General features: G+C 74.1%; 17 protein-coding genes. 3 read left to right on the forward strand and 14 right to left on the reverse strand.

Annotation, left to right across the window (positions count from 1 at the left end; genetic code table 11):
* Positions 1 to 103: 103 nt before the first annotated feature.
* Positions 104 to 1,084 carry an acyltransferase gene (locus IT293_00145; protein ID MCC6763047.1) on the forward strand — a complete coding sequence of 327 codons (981 nt, stop codon included), beginning with the start codon at positions 104 to 106 and terminating at the stop codon, positions 1,082 to 1,084.
* A 498-nt stretch (positions 1,085 to 1,582) separates the two neighbouring features.
* Here the strand turns inward: IT293_00145 and IT293_00150 are convergent, their stop codons facing one another.
* The 9 genes from IT293_00150 to IT293_00190 all read right to left on the reverse strand — a co-directional run bounded on the left by IT293_00150 (position 1,583) and on the right by IT293_00190 (position 12,509).
* Positions 1,583 to 5,293 carry a hypothetical protein gene (locus tag IT293_00150; protein MCC6763048.1) on the reverse strand — a complete coding sequence of 1,237 codons (3,711 nt, stop codon included), beginning with the start codon at positions 5,291 to 5,293 and terminating at the stop codon, positions 1,583 to 1,585.
* Between the two features lie 245 nt (positions 5,294 to 5,538).
* Positions 5,539 to 6,636 carry a glycosyltransferase family 4 protein gene (locus IT293_00155; protein ID MCC6763049.1) on the reverse strand — a complete coding sequence of 366 codons (1,098 nt, stop codon included), beginning with the start codon at positions 6,634 to 6,636 and terminating at the stop codon, positions 5,539 to 5,541.
* Positions 6,633 to 7,574 (reverse strand): glycosyltransferase family 2 protein, encoded by a 942-nt coding sequence (locus IT293_00160; GenBank protein MCC6763050.1) that lies wholly within the window; start codon positions 7,572 to 7,574, stop codon positions 6,633 to 6,635. The genes IT293_00155 and IT293_00160 overlap by 4 nt, the downstream gene beginning before the upstream one ends.
* 3 nt (positions 7,575 to 7,577) lie before the next feature.
* Positions 7,578 to 8,777 (reverse strand): glycosyltransferase, encoded by a 1,200-nt coding sequence (locus tag IT293_00165; protein ID MCC6763051.1) that lies wholly within the window; start codon positions 8,775 to 8,777, stop codon positions 7,578 to 7,580.
* A complete protein-coding gene (locus IT293_00170; GenBank protein MCC6763052.1) occupies positions 8,774 to 9,796 on the reverse strand; it encodes a glycosyltransferase family 2 protein in 1,023 nt (340 codons plus the stop codon). Before IT293_00170 ends, IT293_00165 begins: the two co-directional genes overlap by 4 nt.
* Positions 9,797 to 9,949: 153 nt before the next feature.
* A complete protein-coding gene (locus tag IT293_00175) occupies positions 9,950 to 10,654 on the reverse strand; it encodes an HAD family hydrolase (protein MCC6763053.1) in 705 nt (234 codons plus the stop codon).
* The gene (locus tag IT293_00180; protein ID MCC6763054.1) at positions 10,651 to 11,250 is read right to left on the reverse strand and encodes a hypothetical protein; all 600 of its coding nucleotides are present in this window, start codon (positions 11,248 to 11,250) and stop codon (positions 10,651 to 10,653) included. The genes IT293_00175 and IT293_00180 overlap by 4 nt, the downstream gene beginning before the upstream one ends.
* 18 nt (positions 11,251 to 11,268) lie before the next feature.
* Complete coding sequence (locus IT293_00185; protein MCC6763055.1) at positions 11,269 to 12,153, reverse strand: hypothetical protein; 885 nt, start codon at positions 12,151 to 12,153, stop codon at positions 11,269 to 11,271.
* Complete coding sequence (locus IT293_00190; protein ID MCC6763056.1) at positions 12,150 to 12,509, reverse strand: hypothetical protein; 360 nt, start codon at positions 12,507 to 12,509, stop codon at positions 12,150 to 12,152. The genes IT293_00185 and IT293_00190 overlap by 4 nt, the downstream gene beginning before the upstream one ends.
* A 16-nt stretch (positions 12,510 to 12,525) precedes the next feature.
* Between IT293_00190 and IT293_00195 the strand changes: the two genes are divergently transcribed.
* Positions 12,526 to 12,807, forward strand: a complete 282-nt coding sequence (locus IT293_00195; protein ID MCC6763057.1) for a hypothetical protein — start codon at positions 12,526 to 12,528, stop codon at positions 12,805 to 12,807.
* On the opposite strand, the gene IT293_00200 is transcribed toward IT293_00195, so the two are convergent.
* Both IT293_00200 and IT293_00205 read right to left on the reverse strand, forming a co-directional pair.
* A complete protein-coding gene (locus IT293_00200; protein MCC6763058.1) occupies positions 12,753 to 13,466 on the reverse strand; it encodes a hypothetical protein in 714 nt (237 codons plus the stop codon). The two genes, IT293_00195 and IT293_00200, sit on opposite strands and share 55 nt — an antisense overlap.
* Positions 13,459 to 13,746, reverse strand: a complete 288-nt coding sequence (locus IT293_00205; GenBank protein MCC6763059.1) for a hypothetical protein — start codon at positions 13,744 to 13,746, stop codon at positions 13,459 to 13,461. The genes IT293_00200 and IT293_00205 overlap by 8 nt, the downstream gene beginning before the upstream one ends.
* Positions 13,747 to 13,848: 102 nt before the next feature.
* Here IT293_00205 and IT293_00210 point away from each other — a divergent pair, with 102 nt between their 5' ends.
* Positions 13,849 to 17,118 carry a sulfatase gene (locus tag IT293_00210; protein MCC6763060.1) on the forward strand — a complete coding sequence of 1,090 codons (3,270 nt, stop codon included), beginning with the start codon at positions 13,849 to 13,851 and terminating at the stop codon, positions 17,116 to 17,118.
* A gap of 10 nt (positions 17,119 to 17,128) precedes the next feature.
* Here IT293_00210 and IT293_00215 read toward each other — a convergent pair whose 3' ends face one another.
* The 3 genes from IT293_00215 to IT293_00225 are packed head-to-tail and all read right to left on the reverse strand — an operon-like array spanning position 17,129 to position 20,091.
* The gene (locus IT293_00215; protein MCC6763061.1) at positions 17,129 to 18,232 is read right to left on the reverse strand and encodes a hypothetical protein; all 1,104 of its coding nucleotides are present in this window, start codon (positions 18,230 to 18,232) and stop codon (positions 17,129 to 17,131) included.
* Between the two features lie 9 nt (positions 18,233 to 18,241).
* A complete protein-coding gene (locus IT293_00220) occupies positions 18,242 to 19,801 on the reverse strand; it encodes a leucyl aminopeptidase (GenBank protein ID MCC6763062.1) in 1,560 nt (519 codons plus the stop codon).
* A complete protein-coding gene (locus IT293_00225) occupies positions 19,798 to 20,091 on the reverse strand; it encodes a hypothetical protein (GenBank protein ID MCC6763063.1) in 294 nt (97 codons plus the stop codon). The genes IT293_00220 and IT293_00225 overlap by 4 nt, the downstream gene beginning before the upstream one ends.
* Positions 20,092 to 20,097 lie beyond the last annotated feature (6 nt).

Raw genomic sequence — 20,097 nt, forward strand, 5'->3', positions numbered from 1 at the left:
CGCCGCCCCGACCCGGCCGCCGAGTGTTCTCGGCAGCCGGGCGGCGCCCTGTCGGCCTCCGGCCTCGACGATCCGGGCGAGACGTGCGATTCGGTCCGGCGCAATGACGCCGTCCGATCGGCTGCCCGCTATCGACGTCATCAAGGCCGCCTCGATCGTCGCGGTCCTTCTGACCCACGGCGTACCGGGGTTCTTCGACCGCCCCCTCACGCCGAGCGAGCTCGCCGCGCTGCTCCTCACGGGGTTCCACGTGCCGGCGTTCCTCTTCGTCGCCGGCCTCTCCTCGCACGCGGACTCGCCGGTCGGCTGGAGGCGCGTCGCCGATCGCTGGCGGCGCCTGCTGCCTCCCTACTTCGTCGTCACGGCAGTCACGTGGTTGGCTGGGCTCGTCGAGTTCCCGACGCCCCGTCGCTTCGTCTTCAAGATCGTGACCGGCGCGACCTTCGGGCATTTCTACTTCGTTCCCGTCCTCGCATTCTGCTTTCTCTGTCTGCCCGTCTTGTCACGCCTGAGCACCAGGGGATTGCTCGTACTCGCGGGAGCGATCGCCATCGGCGCGGAGATGCTGTGGGCGCATCCGGCATGGCGCCTGAGCGACATGCTGTTCTGGCAGGTCCGGAACCCGATCCTGCAGTTCCATCTCGGCTATTTCGTGCTCGGCGTGGCAGCCGACCGGCACCGGAGGCGGATCGCTCGGATCGATAGGCACGCGCGGCCGGCAGTGCTGGCCGGCAGCATCGTCGGGATCTCGCTCTTCGTGTGGCTCGCGGCGACGACCCCGGAATCCGTGTCGCACCCCACGGTGCGCGTGGCGTACAACCTCACGGCAATCGCGTTCCTCGCGTCGGTTGCACGCCCACGAATCGTTCCGGCGGCCGTCCGCTTCTTGAGCGACGCCACATTGACGTTCTACCTGTACCATTGGTTCGCCTACCTCGCGCTCATGCCGTCGCTGGAGGAATCCCTCCCGCTCGTCGCGCGGATGCTCATCCTGACCGGCACTGGTCTCGCATTCAGCACCGTGGTCACGCTCGTCGGCCGGTGGACGTTGGGTCGATACAGCCGGGTGCTCTTGGGTGTATGAGGTAGCGGACCCCACCCGGCAAAAAGGTCGTCTGGGGCGATGACTGGGACGACCTCCTCGCCCGCGACACCGACGGTCTCCTCGTGCGCCGCATGGGCGAGGTCGTCGACGGCGACTACCAGAAGTACACGGTCGAGTCGGGGGCCTACATCCGCGAACATTTCTTCGGCATCGATCCCCGCCTCGCGGCGCTCGTCGCGAGCCTCACCGACGCGAAGCTGAAGCGCCTGCGGCGCGGCGGTCACGACCCGGAAAAGGTCTATGCCGCCTACGCGGCCGTGACCGCGCATCGCGGCGAACCGACCGTGATCCTGGCCAAGACGATCAAGGCGCTTCTTCGAGGTCGATGCCGAGAGCGTCTGCGTCGCCGCCCTCGCGGAGCTCGTCCGCCGGGGCCGGGTCGAGGCCGGACGGCTCCGGGAGGCGATCGCCGCGTTCGGAATCGCGACCGACGGGGCCGACCCGTCGGCCCTCTGATCCCGACGCCGATCGCTCGCGCTACTTGCAGGCGAGCCTCTTGCCCTTGCTCTTCAACGCGCAGGTCTCCTTGCCGACGGCGAAGTGCGTTGCGCCGCACGTGCCGATCGCCGGGAGATCGAGGATGACCGCGACCGGTGCGGTCGCGGCGAACGTTCCGGCTGTGCCCTTGACCGACACCGCGAGCGTCGCCTGCCTGACGTGCACTGCGAGCGTCGCCTTGACGATTCCCGCCGGCGCGCCGGCCTTGGGGTGGCTCCAGGTCCATCTGGTCCGCTTCTTGTCGACCTTCCAGCCGATCTTGGTCGCCTTGTCGTACGCTCCCGGCGGGAGCGTCACGTCGACGACGGAGCCCGCGCCGTCGTCGAGGCGGAACGCGATCCCCGCCACGTCGGCGTCGGGCGGGCTCGGCGGTGCCGGTAGGATCCCCACGAACGCGAGCGTGTCGTCGCCGCCGGGCGCGAGCATCTTGCCGAGCGTCAGCCGGGGTTTGGCGAACGTGGCGCAGACCGGCGGCGGCGACCCCGCGAGCGCGAGCTCGCTGAACGACAGCACGTGGAAGCTCCACTGGTTCAGGGTGCGGTCGCAGCCGGCGTCGGTCGCGCAGGCGCCGATCGGAACGCCGTCGTGGCGGAGCGTCATGCCGCGTTCCGCGACGTTCGTCCCGTCGACGATGCCGTCGCCGTCGGCGTCGGGCCAGCGGAGCGTGATGGTGACGCCCGGCAGCGCGAACGCCGCCGAAGGCTCGAAGCGCGCGGCGAAGACGAGCGTCGTCGCGTCGCCGATGCCGAACGCGCTCGTCGCGAGGTGAGAAGCGATGGCGTAGTTGCCGCTCGGCGCGACCCCGGGCGGCACGGTGAGCGATGCCGAGCCGTCGGGTGTCGTGATCGCGCCGCCGGCGGCGCCGTCGATCCAGCCGTTCGTCGAGGTCGCGGCGCTGCAGCCGGTCGTGTCCACCGGATCGAGGCGGCACTGGGTGCCGCCCGCGCCGTTCGCTTCGCATGCGCCGCCGCTGCACGCGTCGGAGCACGCGCCGAACGTGGTGTGCCGGCACGTCGGCGTGCAGCAGAGCGACTGCGCGTTCGGCCCGTCGCATTCTTCGAGGTCGGAATCCAGAGCGTCGTCGCCGCAGGTGTCGGAGACGCACTCGTGCGCGGCGTTGCACGTGCCGGGTCCGGGATCGTGGTAGCAGGCGGCGCCGGGCGGGTCGTACGTGCAGTCGAGGTTGCAACACGCGTCGCGGTACGGATCGTACGGCGAGGGGCGGGTCTCGCATTCCTCGCCGGGGTCGAGGACGCCGTTCCCGCAGTTCGTGTACATGCACTGGCCGGCGTGATCGCACCGCCCGCCGAAACCGCACGGGGTGAAGTAGGAGACGAAGCGGCATTCGGAGCAGCACAGGCCGTCGTCCGTGCTGAACGGGTCGCAGTCCTCACCCGGATCGACGGCGCCATCGCCGCAGACCGTGACGCCGCAGAGCGGGTCGCCTTCGAAGGTGAGCTCGCTGGTCTCGCCGATCTCGTCGCCGTTCGTGAGGTTCCGCCCGCCGTGCGTGACCTCGCGCTGGCGGGCCGTGTCGTAGACCAAGGGCATGGACGAGCGCGGGGGGAAGAGCTGGGCGACGTTCATGCGGCGGAAGCTGCCGGGCGATTCGAGGATCCAGGTCTCGTGCTCGCGCGTCCCGCTCTGGAGCTGGTGGAAGCCGATCCCGACCGGATGGCCGCGGGCCGCGTCGAAGACGAGCGCGAGCGTGCCGTTGCTGAGCGAGGTCTCGCTCGTCGTGCCGCGCAGCGTCCAGGCGTCGTCGATCAGATCCCAGGTCTCACCGGTCGGGTCGGCGCCCAGGGTGTACGTGTGGACGACGAGCGCCTTCCGCACCGGGTCGTAGGCCGCCGTAGCGTTCTCGTTCGCGGTCGGCGGCCCGCCGCTCGTCACGCGCGGCGTCCAGGTCGTGCCGTCCCACTCCCAGAGGTCGTTCGCTTGGGTCGAGCTTCCGGTGCGGCCGCCGTAGAGCTCGAGCCGCTGCCGGTCGCCGTCCCAGACCATCTGCCCCTTGACGCGCGGTCCCGGACCGTTCGCCTTCTCGGTCCAGGTCGCGCCGTTCCACTCCCAGGTGTCGGAGAGCACGCCGTCGTGCTGGTGGGTGTTGTCGGCATAGTTGCCGCCGTACATGACGGTGACCTGGCGCAGCGGGTCGTACCCCATGGACGCGAGCTGCCGCCCGGGGATGGCGCCCGGCAGCACGCTCGTCTTCTGGATCCGCGTCCACGTGCCGCCGTCGTACTCCCAGGTGTCGTTCTCGGTCGCGAACCCGAAGCCGTCCTCGCCGGGGGACTGGAAGCCGCCGAAGAGCACGACCTTGCCGCGCACGCCGTCGTAGGCCATCTGCGGGTTCTCGCGCGGCGGGCCGAGCGTCGTCTGGATCCAGGCGCCCTCTTGCACGGTGACGCTGAATGATCCGGTCGGCGTCGCGCCGCAGTCGTTCGACGCCACGACCCGGTAGAGGCCACTGTCGCTCGCGCGAAGGGGATCGATCTCGAGCTGCGTCGTCGTCGTGCCGGCCATCCGCGCGTTGTCATGCAGGTCGACCGGGACGCCGTTCACGAGCCGCTGCCATTGGAGCGCGAACGGCCCGATGCCCTCGGGGGTGAAGCTGAAGGTGTTGTCCGTGCACGGCGGCGCCTCGCGCGACGTCGGGCTCACCGTGTAGGTCGGCGGGCGGCCGCCGAACGTCCAGGTGCCGCTGTAGATCGTGTCGCCGCCCTTCCCGCCGAACATGACGGCGACACGGTGCGCCTGGTCCCACGCGAACCCCATGCGGCCGCGGGGCGCCGGCGAGCCGGTCGTGTCGTGCCTCGTCGTCGGCCCGTCGCCGGCGCGGAAGAGCACGTCCGCGGTGGTCGTGCCGTCCACGTCGACGCCGCCGAAGAGGATGAGCTTGTCGAAGAACGCGTCCCATACCGCGCCGTGGTCGTAGCGGGTCGGCCCGCTCGCCAGGAGCTGCCAATCCGTGCCGTCCCAGAGCCAGACGTCGCCGAAGACGGCGCCGAACTGACGATCGTCGAAGCTCTGGCCGCCGTACAGCAAAACGCCGCCGAGCGACGACGACCACACCATCGTGTGCCCGACGCGCGCCGCGGGGCTGTGCGCGGGGTGCACGAGACTGCCGCGGACGACCGTCGAGGCGTACGCCTGGTCGTCGTCACGTCCGCCGAAGACCACCCAGTCCTGGCGGATCGGATCGTAGGCCATCGCGGCCTGGACGACGCCGCGATCCGCCGAGATCGTGCCGATCAGGTCGAAGTGATCGGCCGCGGGATCGTAGGCCCAGACGTTGCGCTGGAGATCGTCGGTCGGCCCGGGGAGATCGGGGCGGAGGCCGCCGTAGATCACCAGGAGCTTGTTCTTCGCGTCGTACGCGGCGGCGTAGCCGGAACGTCCGTCGGGGCCGTCCGCACTGGAGACTTCCCGCCACGTCGCGCTCGGGAGATCGAGCTCCCAGAGGTCGTCCAGGTACGTCGGCAGGGTGAGGACATCGCGCGATTCGCCGCCGAACATGAGGATCTTCTGGCGGTCGCTGTCATAGACGAGCTGATGCGCGAAGCGCTTCGGCGGGTCGTTGGTGGTCGCGACCGCGAGCCACTGCTCGCAGTCGTACTGCGCGTGTGCCGGAGAGACGAGCGCGAGGATCGCGACAACGACGGCGAGACCGTAACGGCAGCCGGAGCCCATACGTGAACCTTCGACAGGACGCTCGAGCAACGCGATCGTGCCACCGTCGAACGTCGGATCCAATCGGGGGTCGGCGCAATCGGCGGGCCGGAGAACCGGGCGGCGTACTACTGCTCGTAAGCCTCCGCCGCCGCTGTGATCGGCGCGCGCGACACCTCCCCGCGCGCGGGAGTCCCGCTGACGGCCGATCGCATCGTCCGGCTGCGCGCGGCGGAGCCCCGCCACCGGACTCCGCTCCGGCTCCGCTACGGCGCGGGGTCGAGAGCGCCCAGGTAGACCGCCTCCACCGCCGCGGCGGCGCGGGCCCACGAGAACTCGGTCGCGCGCTCGAGACCGAGCGCGCGGTGCGCGGCGGCCGTCGCGGGCGTCCCGACCATGGCGACGAGCGCCTGCGCGAGCGCCGCTTCCGCGGGCTCGTCGATCAGGAGCGCGGCGTCGCCCGTGACCTCGGGCACGGCGCTCCGGCGGAGCGCGATCACCGGGCAACCGCACGCCATCGCTTCCACGAGCGTCAGACCGAATCCCTCGTAGAGCGACGGATTCACCAGCACGTCGGCGTTGCCGTAGAAGAGCGGCAGCTCGGCGTCGGCGAGCGGACCGATGAGCCGCACGCGCTCGCGCGGGAGGTCGGGCCGATACCCCGGCCGGATGCGGCCGGCGAGCACGAGCTCTGCGCCGGGAAGCGCCGGAGCAGCACGCCTGAACGCGGCCGCCAGGAGCTCGACGTTCTTCCGCGGCTGCAGCGTGCCGAGGTAGGCGATCAACGGCCCGGCGCCGAGCCCGTGACGCGCGCGGAACGCGCGCAGCGCCCCCGCGTCGTCCAGCGGCCGGAAGCGCGGGCTCACGCCGTTCGGCACCACGCGGACCTTGGCGGCGAAGCGGGGGAAGCGGGCGCGGAGGTCGGCCGCCGCATGCTCCGACACGGTGAGGACGGTGCGCGCGACACGGACCGCGTGCGGCGTCTCTGCGCGCAGGTGCCAGCGCTGGGCAAGCGCGAAGGTCTCCGGGTGGTGGTAGACGGCGAGGTCGTGGATCGTCACGACCGCCGGACACGGGCAGCGGACCGGTACGGCGTTCTTGGTGCCGTGGTAGAGATCGGCGCCGATCCTGCGGAGCGCGTGCGGCACGCGCCCGTGGTCCCAGAGCGGCTGCGCCCACGGCGTCCGGAGCGGCAGGTGCTCGACGGCGACCGGGATGCCGTCGAACGCCTCCGGTCCGTCGGTGAGCACGACGTATTCGAGGCCCGGCGTACGGCGCGCGGCGAGCGCACGGACGAGCTCGATCGCGTAGGTCGCGGGCCCGCCGAGCGTGCGCGCGACCGCGCCGATCGCGACGCGTCTCACGCGGTCCCCGGCGCCGGCGCGGCGAGGACGGGCGGCGGGCCGCCGCGCGCGCGCAGGCCGTCTGCGACGCCGCGGCCGAGCGCGGGGACGACGCGCGCCGCGTCGCCGCGCAGCGCGTAGCCGGCAGCGCTCGCCGCGAGCATCGCCGCGTAGGTCGGCGCGAAGACGAGCCACGCGAAGGCGCCGCCGTGGCGGCGGACGAGGAGGGGGAGGTTGCGCGCCTTCAGGTAGGCGGCGAGCGGCGTGAAGCCGCCGGCGAAGCCGCGGAAGCCGGCGTGCCGCACGCTCGTCGCCGGCGCCACGACCACCCGCAAGCCGGCCGCGCGCGCGCGCAGGCAGTAGTCGACCTCCTCGTAGTAGGCGAAGAAGCTCTCCTCGAGCCCGCCGATCCGCTCGAAGCACGCGCGGGTCACGAGAAGCGCGACGCCGATGACGCTCGACACCTCGACGGGCGCCGCGCCGGCGCCGCGGACGCGGAGCCACGTCCGGGGCAGGCAGACGAGCGGCAGCCACACGCGCTCGCCGCGCGACACCTCGCGTCCGCTCCCGGCGTCGACGACCCGCGGCGCGACGATGCCGACCCGCGGGTCGCGCGCGACGACCGCGCCGAGCGTCGCGAGGAGATCGGGCGCGACCTCCGCGTCGTCGTTCAGCACGAGGACCGCCGCGGCGCCGCGCGCGAAGGCCGCCGCGAGACCGACGTTCACCGCGCCCGCGAAGCCCCGATTCTCGGGGAGCGCGATCACCTCGACGCCGCTCCGGCCGGCGAGCGCCGCGGCGAGCGCGTCGCGCTCAGGCGGCCGCGAGCCGTTGTCGACGACGAACGTGAGCACCGGCCCCGCGGCGTCGAGGCGCGCGACCGACGCGACGGCCGCGACCGCCGCCGCCGCGCGGTTCCACGTCGGCACGACGACGCCGATGGAGGCGGGCGCCGCCATGCCTCAGGCGACCGGAGCGCCGGCGAGCGCGGGCGCGAGCGGCGCCGCTTCACTCGCGGCGAGGCGCGCGCCGAGATCGGGGAACGCGGCCGCGAGCACCGTGGCGAGACGGGCCCCCTGCGCGCCGGCATCGAGGTGCTCCGCGAGCAGCCGTCCCGCCGCGGCGCCGATGCGCGGCGCGAGGTCCGGCGTGTCGCGCAGCCGCCGCAGCATCGCGGCGAGCGCTCCGGCGTCGCCGGGCCGCACCGTCAGCACGTCCTCGCCCGGCGTGAAGACCTCGCGGAGCGCCGGCGTGTCGGCGGTCACGACGGCGCGTCCGCACGCGGCCGCCTGGTACACCTTGGTCGGGATCACCATGCGCGCCTTGCTCGTCGTCCCGAAGATGCCGAGCGCGACGTCGCACGCGGCGAGCCGCGCGGGCAGCTCCGCGTACTCGATCCAGTCGACGATCTCGAGGGCGCCGACGCCGCGCACGGCGGCGAGGCGCATGGCCGCCGCGCGCTCCGGACCGCTGCCGATCATGGTGAGCGCGACGCCGCCCTCGCGGCCGAGGCGCGCCGCCGCCTCGACGATCACCTGGGTGCCGTGCAGCGGCACGTACTGCCCGTAGAAGAGGACGCGCAGCGGCTCGCCGGGCCCACGCGCGCGCGCCGGGGTCGGCCGGAAGGCGGGCTCCGCTCCGAGATAGAGCGTCGCGGTGCGCGCGCGGGGCGCGAGGCGCTCGGCGATCCAGGTCCGGTGCGTCTCGGTGTCCATCAGAACGAGGTCCGGCCGCTCGAGCGTCCAGCGGTCCAGGCGGCGCGCCGCCCGGCTCTTCAGGCCGCCGCGCCGGTAGACGCGGCGGTCGTCGACCAGCGTCTCCGTGAGGGTCACGAGCGGCGCGAACACCAGGCGCGCCCGTCGTCCCGCGACCACGCGCGCCAACAGCACGTCGAGCTGCCCGTTGAACCCCGTCACCACGAGGTCGGGCGGCGGCATGGCGCGGAAGCGGCGACGTAGCCGCACGGCGGCGCCGACGTACGCGAGCCCGAGGCGAGCCAGGCTCCGCGCCCCGAAGAAGCGCGCGTGCTTGTCGCGCGTCCGTTCCCAGAGCGGCTCGTGGCACACGTCGAGAGCGATGCCGGCCGCCCGGAAGGCGGCGGCGAGGAGACGATTGGCGGGGTGGACGGCGGTGTAGGTTCCGAACAGAACGGCGCGAATCATCGCGGCCGTCGCTCCGCGACGCGGCGCGGAGCCGCCTCGTCCTCGCGCAGCGGCGCACGGCGCGGCGCGGGGTCGCCGCCGACGTGCAGCTCGAGGCGGCGCATGCGCAGCAGGATCTCCTCGGAAAGCTGCCGATTGCGCCCGATGAGGTCCGCGAGCACGCCGAAGAGCCAGGTGACCACGCCGATCATCAAAAGCGCGCCCGCGAGGATCAACGACTGGATGTGCCCGGCGCCGCCCTCGGTGAAGTAGTCGTGGAGGAAGCGGACGCCGATCAGGGTCGAGGCCGTGATCAGCATGCCGCCGAGCAGGAAGAAGAACTTGAAGGGCTCGTAGAAGGCGTACATGCGAAGCAGCGTCGCGACCGAGCGCCGGATGTAGTGCGACGCGCCCGAGAAGAGCCGTGACGGCCGCTCGGTCGGCCGCGCGCGCACCGGCACGTGCGTCACCGCGATCTGTTTCTTTCCCGCCTGGATGATCGTCTCGAGGGTGTACGTGAAGTCGGAGAGGACGTTGAGCTTGAGCGCGGCGGTCCGGCTGAGCGCCCGGAACCCGCTCGTCGCGTCGGGGATCGTGGTGTTGGAGAGCTGCCGCACCGCCCAGCTGCCGAGCCCCTGAAGCACGCGCTTGGTGATGCTGAAGTGCTCGAGGCGCGCGGGATCGCGGTCGCCGATCACCATGTCGGCCTCGCCGTGGAGGATCGGCTGCACGAGCGCCTCGATGTCGCGCGCGTCGTACTGGTTGTCGGCGTCGGTGTTGACGATGACGTCGGCGCCGCGCCGGAGGGCGTGGTCGAGCCCGGCCGCGAAGGCGCGCGCGAGCCCCTGGTGATTCGGGAAGCGCACCACCTCGTGCACGCCGTGCGCGAGCGCGACGTCCGCGGTCGCGTCGCGGCTGCCGTCGTCGATCACGATCACCTCGACCTCGTCGAACCCGCGGACCTGGCGCGGCAGCGCCGCGAGCGTCTGGGGGAGGGCCTCCTCCTCGTCCAGACAGGGGATCTGGATCACCAACTTCATGGTCGATCCGTCGAGCGTGACACAGCGTCCGCCGGGGTGTCAAAGCCCTATTTTTCGCTGAGATACAGCGCGGTATCCATGATCGCCGGCATCCGCGTCACGCCGCTCCGTGATGCCCTGCCGGCGCTGCCGACGCTCCTCGCCTGAGCGGCTTCACACCGCGGACGTCCAGAGCTCCAGGATCGCGGGTAGGACGGTGAGGTCGGCAACGACCCACGAGGCGCCGGCCTCGAAGAGGCGCTCTTCGCTGCCCTCGCCGCCGAGGACGCCGATGGTCAGGATGTCCGCGGCGCGGGCGGCGCGCATGTCGTTCGGACTGTCGCCGATGCCGAGCGCGCTCGCCGGGTCGACGCCGAGCCGGCGGAGCGCCTCGCGGTGCATGTCGGGCGCCGGCTTCGGCGGGAAGCGCGTCGAGCGTCCGAGCACGGCGCCGAAGCGGTCGGCGGCGCCGAGGCGCGCGAGCGCGGCCCGGATCGGCGCCTCGCCGTTCGCGCTCACGATGCCGAGCGCGATGCCGCGGGCGCTCGCGAGGTCGAGGAGCTCCGCGGCGCCGCGCAGCCAGTTGGCCTGTGACGCACCGGCGTGCTCGTGGCGCTCGAGGACGGCGAGCGCGTGGTCGCGGATGCCGTCGGCGTGGGCGCGCGAGGTGCGTGCGGCGAGCGCCTCGTCGAGCGCGACGAAGAGGCCGAAGGCGTAGCTCCGGCGCGTCACGTGCTCGGGGTCGAGGCCTTCGCCGCGATAGAGCTCCATCACGTCGCTCCGCGCGGCCGCCCAGTCGACCCACCGGCCGAAGTCGGTGAGGGTGTGGTCGAAATCGAAGACGAGCGCGCGGAGCGCGCGCGGAGCGGGGACGCTCACGCGCCCCGGCTCCGCCCGAGCGTCACGAGCAGGTCCTCGTGGAGCTCGAACCAGATCTGGTGCAGCGAGTCGACACGCGGGCTCGCGACGAAGCGCGGGTCGCCGGTCGCGATCGCGGCCGCCGCATCGGCGATGCGGCGCGCGTACGGCGCGAGGCGCGGTGCCACCGCCGCGAGCGCGGCCGCGACGCCGCCGACGGTCGCGGCGGCCGCCATCACGGCGGACTGCGCCGCGGGCTTGGCGGCGTCCGCGGCGAGCTGCCACGCGGTGATCGTCCCCTTGAGCCCGCGATCCGCAGCGGCGAAACGCGCGTCGTAGAGGGTCGCGAGCGCGGCGCGATCGATCGGCTCCCCGGCGACGAGACGCGTGAGCAGCGCCCGCCCGTCGTCGGAGAGCGCGACGAGCGGCGCGGGAGCGGCGCGCGACGCCGTGGACGGAGCGCCCGGCACGGGAACCGTCGCGCCGCGCGCCGCGAGCGCCGCGAGCCGCTCCGCCGCCGCGGCCACGTCGCCGCCGGCCGCGCGCGCGACCCGCGCCGCGTCGCCGCGTCCGTGCACGCGGAGCGCCATCAAGACCGCGAGCTCCGAGGTCGCCATCCGCGGACCGTTGTCCCGTCAGCGCTCGGAGCTGTCAACCGCGCCCGCCGCCGGCAGGTACGGCCACATCCACCATTGCTCCGGATGCGCGCGCACGAACGGAGCCAGCGCGTCCAGCACGACCGGCATGTCGACGGCGCCGGCCGGAACTCGGGGACCCGCGTGCACGGCGAACCCGCGCGCGTCGCGGGTGATCGCGAGCGTCTGTACCGCGCTGTCGGCGATGCGCGCAAGCGTCGGCAGGCCCGCGGCGAGCCGCACGCGCTCGCCGAAGAGCGTGCACGCGGCCGCGCGTCCGACCGCGTCTCCCGGCACGTCCGCCAGGAGATAGAGCGGCTTCCCGGCGCGCAGGTGCCGGCGCACGCCGAGCATCGACGCCCCGTCGGTCGCGAAGAACGGCCGCCCCGCCGTCACCTCGGTCCAGGCGACCTTGCGCTCGGCGAAGCGGCGCTTCGCGGCGGCCATGGGATTCGCCGGGTCGATGCCGCGGGCGACGAGGGCAAGCTCCGGCGCGAGCCGCCGGCAGAGATCGAGGTAGCCGAGCACCGGGCTCCCGAGATGCAGGCCGACGTAGACGACGGGTCCGTCCTCGGGCGCCAACGGCAGCGGACGAGCGCCGAAGGCCGCCGCGAGCGCGTCCGGCCGCCGCATGAAGAACGCGGCGTCGGCCTCCTCGCGCGCCTCGGACGCGAGGCTCGCGCGGTGGATGCGCCCGGCGTCGGCGGATGTCGCGGCGAGCCACCGGGCGATGCGATCGGTCGCGGCGGCGCGGCGACCCGGATCGCGCCGCCACTCCACGGCCGCGACGAACGCCGCGTACGCGCCGCCCCAGTGCGGATCGCGCGCGGCGAGCGGCAGGAGGCGCCCGTAGCGGCAGCGGTCCCACGCCGCCCCGGCAGTCACTTCTTCTCGACCGGACGCGCGCCCGAGCGCTCGCGCATGACCTCGCTCGTACGCCGCATCTCGCCGGTCTCGCCGCGCAGCATCGCGGCGCCGAACCGCTCGGCGGCGGCGCGCATGAGGCCCGCCTCGACCGGATCGAGCGCCGCCGCGATCGCCGCGAGCTCGCGCATCGCGCCGCCGATCGCCCGCATCGCGCCGGGCACGTCGCCCCGGGTCCTGAGGCCGAGCGCACGCGTCAACCCGTCGCGGACGACCTCGAGCCGCGGCGCCGCCGCCGGCCCGACGACGACGGCCAGCTCGCCGAGCCGCGTGATCAGGGCCTCGAGGACCGGCGGGGGATCGTGCTCGTGCGCCATGTGCTATGGGCCGCCCATGCCACTTTTCGTGATGATCGGCCACGACGCCCCGGACTCCAAGGAGAAGCGCCCGCTCCACCGTCCGGCCCACCTCGCCCATCTCGAGCCCCTCGCGGCGGCCGGGCGCGTCCCCCTCGCGGGACCGTTCACCGACGGCAGCGGCAGCCTGATCGTGCTCGAGGCCGACTCGCTCGCCGACGCGTGGGCGATCGTCACGCGCGATCCTTTCGTCGTGAACGGCATCTACAACCGCGTCGAGCTGAAGCCGTTCCTCAAGGTGTTCCCGGCGAGCCAGTAGCGCCGCGCTTCGATCGTGAGGTCGGCGATCAGGCGGTCGAGATCGAGCTGCTCGAGCGCGGAGGCCTGCCACCGGCGCACGTGCGGCAGCGCGTAGTCGCAGCAGACGCCCTCGAGCTCCCAGGCGAGGAACGCGAGCAGGTCGTCGACGGCCTCGGGCGACGCCGACACGTCAGCGATCGGCACGACCCGCGCGCCGCGCGCGCGGCGCATCTCGTCCCAGTCGGCGAAGAAGTCCTCGTCGGCCTGGTCGCCGTTCTCGATCTGGAAGAACGACGCGGTGGCGTACCCGACCGCGCGCGGCAGCGAAAGTCCGAGCGTCGCACCGGAATCGCAGAGGTAGCAGAGCGTCGGGTCGTGGTGCGCCTCGTCCTCGGAGGTCCGCTCCTCGATGAGGAAGGCCTCGGTGTACTCGATCGCCGCCCAGGCGCGGCGAAAGCGCGGCCGCCCGAGGATCTCGGCGGCGGCCGCCCGCGCGTCGCCGAGACCGGCCCGGGCGCGCTTGGCCGCGAGCTCGTCGCCGAGCCGGAGCGCCCGCAGATACTGCCGCCGCCAGGCCTGGAAGGCGTCGAGCAGCGCCGCCGTCTCGCTCGCCGGCGCCGATCCCGCCCAGACCGGAGGCTGCAGGGTCGCGATCGGCGCGAGCGGCCGTCTACTCATTCTGCCCGGCGGGCGCGCGGCGGATCGGGCCGTCACCGACCGGTCGCTGCGACGCGAGCGGCAGCTTGCCGGCGGGGTTCGCCATCGGCGGCTCGTCGACGGCGTCGGCGAGACAGGCCTGGACGTCGGGGGTGGTGAGGCCGAGGGTCCGCGCGATCTCGACCGCGCTCGCGCCCTGCTGCTTCATCTCCTTCACGCGGGCGCAATCGAGACCCGCCCCCGCCGGGGACATGGTGAGCACGAGCCCCGCCGCCGCCATCGCCATCGTCGTCGTTCGCATGATCGCACCTCCGATGGGCCCACCCTATCCGGTGCGATCGCCGCGATGAAGCCGTCAGCGTCTATTGGTCGCGGGAACCATCGTGCTACAACGCCAGCCCGTATGCCCGCGCTGTGCGCCCGGACCGTCGACGCGCGTCCGGCGCTTGCGATCGCGCTGCTCGCGTTCGGCATCCGCCTGGCGTGGGGGCTCGCGGCCGGCGTAACGCCCGGCGCCGCGTTCGACGACGCGTTCTGGTACCACGCAACGGCGACGACGCTCGCGAACGGCGGCGGCTACACGAGTCCGCTCACCGGCCAGCCGACCGCGGCCTGGCCGCCCGGCTATCCGCTGGTGCTGGCGCTCGGCTATCGCCTCGCCGGGCCGGCGCCCGCGACGGCGATCGTGCTGAACGCCTTCTTCGGCGGCCTCACCTGCCTCTTCGTCGCGGGTCTCGGCGGCCGACTCGGCGGATCCCGCGTGGGGCTCGTCGCGGCGGCCCTCCTCGCCGCCTATCCCGGCCACGTCTTCTTCGCGGCGCTCGTCCTGTCGGAGACGCTCTTCACGTGCCTCGTCTGCGGCCTCCTCCTCGCGGCGGTCGCGTGGCTCGCCGGCGCGGGCGGAACGCGGCCGCTCCGCTGGGTGGCGTGGGGCCTCGGCGTCGGCGCGACCACGCTCGTGCGCGCCGAGAGCGTCGTGCTCGTGCTGGTGCCGGCGGCGAGCCTCGCCGCCGCCGGGGAGCGCCGCGCCGCCGCGCGCGTCTTCGCCGCGGCGCTCGCCGGCACGCTCCTCGCGCTCGCGCCGTGGACGGCGCGGAACGCCCGCGTGTTCGGGGCGTTCGTCCCGACCAGCACGGGCTTCGGACGCACGCTCTGGATCGGCCACAACCCCGACGCGACCGGCGGCATGACGCAAACGATCCAGGACGCGATGGCGCGCGCGATCGAGACCGCCGGCGTCTCGCCCGCGACGCCGGCCGGGGAGCTCGCGGTCGACCGTCTGCTGCGCACGCAGGCGATCGCCTTCGCGCTCGCGCATCCGGGTCGCGAGCTCGCGCTCACGCCGCGGCGCGCGGCGCACCTCTTCCGCGGCGATCACGTCTGGCAGGCGTGGTACGGCCCCGGCACGCCCCGCATCGCCCCCTCGGCCGAGGCGCGGCGGCTCCTCGGCGTCGGCAGCAATGTCGCCTACGCGGCGCTCGGCGTGCTCGCGGTCGCGGGGTGGTTCCTGCGGGCGCGCGAGACGCGCTCCGCCTGGCGTCCGGTGACGGCGTTCGTCGTCGTCTGGATCGCGCTCTTCACCGCGATCTACGGCGACCCCCGCTTCCACCACGTCCTGATCCCGATCGCGTGCCTGCTCGCTGCCAACGGGCTGCTCGCGGCCGTGCGGCCCGTGCGCGCGCGCTCCGAGCGCCGCGACGCGCTCCCGTCCGCGACCGGGCGCGGCCCGGCGACGACGCTCTTCGCGTGCAGCGGCGCCGCCGCGGTGATCGTCGCGCTCGCGAACGTGGCCTCGCTGGCGCTCGCCCGCGACGTCGCGCGGATTCGCGATCTCCGGCCGCTCGCCGCGCTGCGGGTCGCGCTCGACGCGATCGACGTCCCGTTCCTCGCGAGACTGCCGACGCTGGTGCACGCGCCCTTCGACCTCCACGGCGCGCCCGCGCTCGCGACCTTCACCGCGCTCGCGCTCCTGACCTACCTCGCGTGCGGATGGGCCGTCGCGACGCTCGTGGCCCCGGCCGTCGTGCCGCTCGCGCGCCGCGCCGCCGGAGCACCGCGGCGAACGCCGCGCGGGCTCCCCACCGCCGTCCTGGCGGCGCCGCTCGTGCCGATCGCGGCGCACCGTCTGGGGCTCTGGACCGACGCCGACGGCCGCCTCGTCGCCGCCGCGAGCCTCGCGCTCACCGTCGCGGCATGGCTGGCCATACGCCCGTTCGCCTCCGACGCGGGCGCGCGCCGGCTCGTCGCCGCGTGCCGCGGCGTCACGCTCGCGGGTGTCGCCTGGGCGCTCGTGGGCACGCCGTTCGCCGTCCGTGCCGCCCGGCCCCACGACGCCCGCCCCGCGGCGCCGTCCGGCGCGCCGAACGTGGTGCTCGTCTCGATCGACACGTTACGGCCCGATCACCTCGGCTGCTACGGCTACGCGCGCGACACGAGCCCGACCATCGACGCGCTCGCCGCCGCCGGCGCCCGCTTCACGACCGTCGTCTCGCCGACCTCGTGGACGCTCCCCGCGCACGTGTCGCTCCTCACGGCGCTCCCGCCCGAGATCCACGGCGTCAGCGAGGACCGCTTCCGGCTCGGCCCGAGCGTCGTCACGCTCGCGCAGGTCTTGCAGCGCCAGGGCTACGCGACCGCCGGGTTCGTCTCCGGACCGTACCTCGACGCGGGCTACGGCTTCGCGCGCGGCTTCGACCACTATGACGACTACAGCGCGGTGCGCGTGGCGGCGGCGAAGACCCACAGCGGCCATACCTCCCCCGCCCTGTACGCGGCGGTGACGGGCTGGCTCGCCGACCGGAAGGCGGCCGCTCCGGCGCGCCCCTTCTTCGTCTTCCTGCACATGTGGGACGCGCACTACGACTTCAACCCGCCACCGCCCTACGACACGCTCTTCGACCCCGGCTATCGCGGCCGCGTGACCGGCGACGACTTCGAGACCGGCACCCAGGTGCACTCCGGCATGGATCCGCGCGACCTGGCGCACGTCGTCGCGCTCTACGACGGCGAGATCCGCTTCACCGACGAGTGGCTCGGGCGCATCCTCGCCGAGGTCGAGCGCGCCGCGCCCCGCGGCGACACGCTCGTGATCGTCACCTCGGATCACGGCGAGGAGTTCTTCGAGCACGGCCGCAAGGGCCATCACAAGGCGCTCTTCGACGAGAGCATACGGGTGCCGCTCGTCGTGCGGTATCCGCCGCGCGTCGCGGCCGGCACGACGGTGGACGCGCAGGTGCGGCTCGTCGACGTCGCGCCGACGCTCCTGGCGCTCGCCGGTCTTCCAACGCCGCCCGGCTTCGGCGCCGGCGCGCTCGCGGCCGACTATGCCGGCCGCGACGTCTCGCCGCTGCTCGCGCGCGGCGCACCGGCCGTCCTGCCCGCCGTCCCGGCGTTCGCGGGCTTGCAGCCGTTCGACTTCGCCGCCGTGCGCACCGAAACGCACAAGCTCATGACCGGCTTCTTCGACGCCCCGGCCGAGCGCGTGTTCGACCTGCGCGTCGACGCAGGCGAGCGCCACGACGTCGCGTCGCGCGAGCGGGCAACCGCCGACGCGCTCAGGAGCATGCTCGCGACCTGGCGGCGCGGCGCCGCCGACGCGGCGCGCGCTGCCGAGGCGTCGGCGATGAGCGCGGAGCACGAGGCCGCGCTCCGCGCGCTCGGCTACGTCGAGTAGCGCGACGTCGTCAGCGCGCCGCCGCGTCGAGCACGGGCGCGAGCTCGCGGCGGAGCGCCTCGGCGACGAACCGATTGCCGGCCGCCGTGTAGTGACCGGCCGCCGCGTAGAACCGCACGACGCCCTCCGGAAAGAAGAGAGCGTCCTGCTCGGCGGCGGGCAACCGCCGGCAGGTGGGCGAGAGATCGACGATCCGGAACCCCGCGGCCGCCGCGCGCGGACCGATCGTCGGCCACCACGCGAGGCCGCTCGGCGCCGCCACCGGCAACCGGCAGTCGAAGGCCGTCGGCAGGTAGACGAGGACGAGCGTACCGCCGCGCTTCTCCGCCGTCGCGCGCAGCTCCGCGAAGACCGCGAGCGCGGCGTCGACGACGCGGTCGCGCTCCGCCGGATCGACCGCCGGTGGCGCGGTCTGCGGGGAGAGGCGGCGGCCGATGCGATCCACGAGCTCGTAGGTCTTCGTCCGCTTCACGATCTCGCGGACGCGCACGGTCGGCATCCAGAACGGACGCCGCCACGCCGGCACGTGCTCGACGACGAGCGCGCCGTCGCGCACGGCGAGCGTCGGCTTGCCGTAGTCGCCGAGGAAGCGGGTGCTTCGCATACGCTCGAAATCGGCGTCGATGAACGCGAAGAGGTGCACGGCCGGCGCGAGTGCGGCGCCGTCGCGGCGATACCAGAGGAAAGCCTGGTCGACGCCGTACCCGCCCTGCCCCATGTTCACCGTCTCGAGCCGCGGGTCGAGCGACGCGAGGAGCGCGCACCAGGTCGCGTCGTCGGCGACGCCCGGACCGAGCGTGAAGGAATCGCCGCTGCAGACCACACGCGTCTTGCCGGGCGGCGGCGCGGGCGCCGGGTCCACGCGGCCGCGGAATCCGTGCGTGTTCGTGTGGAAGCCGACGCCCGGACCGTACAGGTCGGGCAGCGCGACGTTCGGAACGCTCGCCCAGCCGAGCGCGGGGTCGTAGCGCGCGAAGCGGTCGAGCGCGACGTGTCCGCTCGACCCGAAGAAGAGGCCGGCCGAGATCGCGAGGCTCGCGAGCCCTTCGACGAGGGCCACGGCGGCGAGCGCCGCCACGAACGCGACGACGACGACCAGGAGACGCTGGACCATCGGAGCGGGCTAGGAGCGCGGCGGCGCGCCGCGGCCGCCCGGCGCCGCGGCGGCGAGCGCGTAGCGGGCGAGCAAGCGCACGCCGAAACCCACCCCGCCGCGCGGCGCGTTCGGGATGTCGCGGTCCGTGAATCCGACGCCGGCGATGTCGAGGTGCGCCCACGGCAGCGCGCCCACGAACTCCCGCAGGAAGAGCCCGGCGTGGATCGCGCCGCCGTGGCCGGCCTCGGCGACGTTGGCGAGATCGGCGACCGCGCTCTCGAGATCCGCTAGGTAGTCGGCGACGAGCGGCAGCTCCCAGAGCCGCTCGCCGCCCTCAGCGCCGGCGGCGATCAGCGCCGCCACGAGCGCGCGATCGTTCCCCATGATGCCGGCGATGCGGTTGCCGAGCGCGCTCCGCACGGCGCCCGTCAGCGTGGCGACGTCGACGATCGCGTCGGGCCGGTCGCCGGCGGCGATCGCCAGCGCGTCGGCGAGCACGAGCCGGCCCTCGGCGTCGGTGTTCAGCACCTCGACGGTCTTGCCGGCCGGAGTCCGCAGCACGTCGCCGGGCTTGAGCGCGGAGCCCCCCGGCATGTTCTCGCTCGCCGGCACGTAGGCGCGCACCTCGATCGCGGGCTTCAGCGCCGCGATGGCGAGCATCGCGCCGAGCACCGCCGCGCCGCCCGCCATGTCGCGCTTCATGTGCTCCATGCCGTCCGGGCGCTTCAACGAAAGCCCGCCGCTGTCGAAGGTGATGCCCTTGCCGACGAAGGCGAGGCGGCGCGACGGCGGCGGCGCGGCGGCGGGCGACGGCGCCGCGGCCTTGTCCGCGCCCGGCGGCCGATAGACCACGCGGACGAAACGCGGCTCCTCGGCGCTCCCGCGCGCGACCCCGAGGAGCGCGCCCATGCCGAGCTTGCGGATGCCGGCCGGCCCGTCGACTCGCACCTCCAGCCCGGCGCTTCGCAGAACGCGCTCCGCGTCCGCCGCGAACGCGGCCGGCGTCATCACCGCCGCCGGCTCGTTGATCCAGTCGCGCGCCTGGTTGGTGGCGCCGGCGAGGATCTCGCCGGCGCGGACCGCGCGCCGGAGCGCCGGGTCGCGCGGTCCGACGAGCCCCGCGAGGGTGAGCGTCGCGAGCTCGACCCGATCGCGGTCGTGCCTGTAGCGCGTGAAGCCGTAGCCGGTGAGGAGCGCGCCCTCGACGAACGCCGCCAACGTCTCGGGACGCTCGAGCGGGAGCCGCGTCGGCTCCGCGAGGAACCCCACGGCGACCGTGCGCGCTCGCGCCTCGCGCCCCCGCGCGACGGTCTGGTCGCCGGCGCGCCGGTAGGCGTCGGCGAGATTCGTCTGCGTGCTCGCGCCGACACCGACGATCGCGAGCGGCTTCGCGCTCCGTCCGACCGTCCGGAGCAACGCCGACGTCCCCTCCGCGCCCGTGAAGCGCTGGCGCTCGAGCATCCGCACCACGGCCGGACCGGCCGCCTTGGCGGAGCGCAGACGGGCGAGCGTGTCGCTCGCGACGACGAGCACGACGAGGTCCGCGTCGACGCGCTCGGGTGCCGCCTCGCCGAGTCGGATCTTCACGAGGGCCCCCCCGCGTCGGTGGCATGCGCCCGCAGATACGAGAGCAGCACCGCTTCCTCGTCCTCGGTGAGCGGCTCCGCCCCCCGGCGACGCATCGTCTCCCGCATCTTCCGCACCTGGATCTCCCACATCGCGGCCGTCAGCGACCTCGGCTCGTGCAACGGATGACACGTCCCGCAGCGGGCCTGGTAGAGCCGCGCGCCCGGCGAGTCGGCGTCGGGGAGCGCGCGCACGCAGCCGGCCGCCACCGCCATCGAGCCGAGCACCACCAACCGACGCGCCCTCCGCATCGCGGA

This window comes from Deltaproteobacteria bacterium (genome assembly GCA_020848745.1).
Lineage (GTDB): Bacteria > Desulfobacterota > Binatia > UTPRO1 > UTPRO1 > UTPRO1.

Bases quoted from the DNA above. Each gene is read 5' to 3' on its own strand.
- IT293_00145 (MCC6763047.1), top strand. From the start codon at position 104: ATGACGCCGTCCGATCGGCTGCCCGCTATCGACGTCATCAAGGCCGCC.
- IT293_00150 (MCC6763048.1), bottom strand. From the start codon at position 5,293: ATGGGCTCCGGCTGCCGTTACGGTCTCGCCGTCGTTGTCGCGATCCTC.
- IT293_00160 (MCC6763050.1), bottom strand. From the start codon at position 7,574: ATGGCGGCGCCCGCCTCCATCGGCGTCGTCGTGCCGACGTGGAACCGC.
- IT293_00165 (MCC6763051.1), bottom strand. From the start codon at position 8,777: ATGATTCGCGCCGTTCTGTTCGGAACCTACACCGCCGTCCACCCCGCC.
- IT293_00170 (MCC6763052.1), bottom strand. From the start codon at position 9,796: ATGAAGTTGGTGATCCAGATCCCCTGTCTGGACGAGGAGGAGGCCCTC.
- IT293_00180 (MCC6763054.1), bottom strand. From the start codon at position 11,250: ATGGCGACCTCGGAGCTCGCGGTCTTGATGGCGCTCCGCGTGCACGGA.
- IT293_00190 (MCC6763056.1), bottom strand. From the start codon at position 12,509: ATGGCGCACGAGCACGATCCCCCGCCGGTCCTCGAGGCCCTGATCACG.
- IT293_00195 (MCC6763057.1), top strand. From the start codon at position 12,526: ATGCCACTTTTCGTGATGATCGGCCACGACGCCCCGGACTCCAAGGAG.
- IT293_00200 (MCC6763058.1), bottom strand. From the start codon at position 13,466: ATGAGTAGACGGCCGCTCGCGCCGATCGCGACCCTGCAGCCTCCGGTC.
- IT293_00205 (MCC6763059.1), bottom strand. From the start codon at position 13,746: ATGCGAACGACGACGATGGCGATGGCGGCGGCGGGGCTCGTGCTCACC.
- IT293_00210 (MCC6763060.1), top strand. From the start codon at position 13,849: ATGCCCGCGCTGTGCGCCCGGACCGTCGACGCGCGTCCGGCGCTTGCG.
- IT293_00215 (MCC6763061.1), bottom strand. From the start codon at position 18,232: ATGGTCCAGCGTCTCCTGGTCGTCGTCGTCGCGTTCGTGGCGGCGCTC.
- IT293_00225 (MCC6763063.1), bottom strand. From the start codon at position 20,091: ATGCGGAGGGCGCGTCGGTTGGTGGTGCTCGGCTCGATGGCGGTGGCG.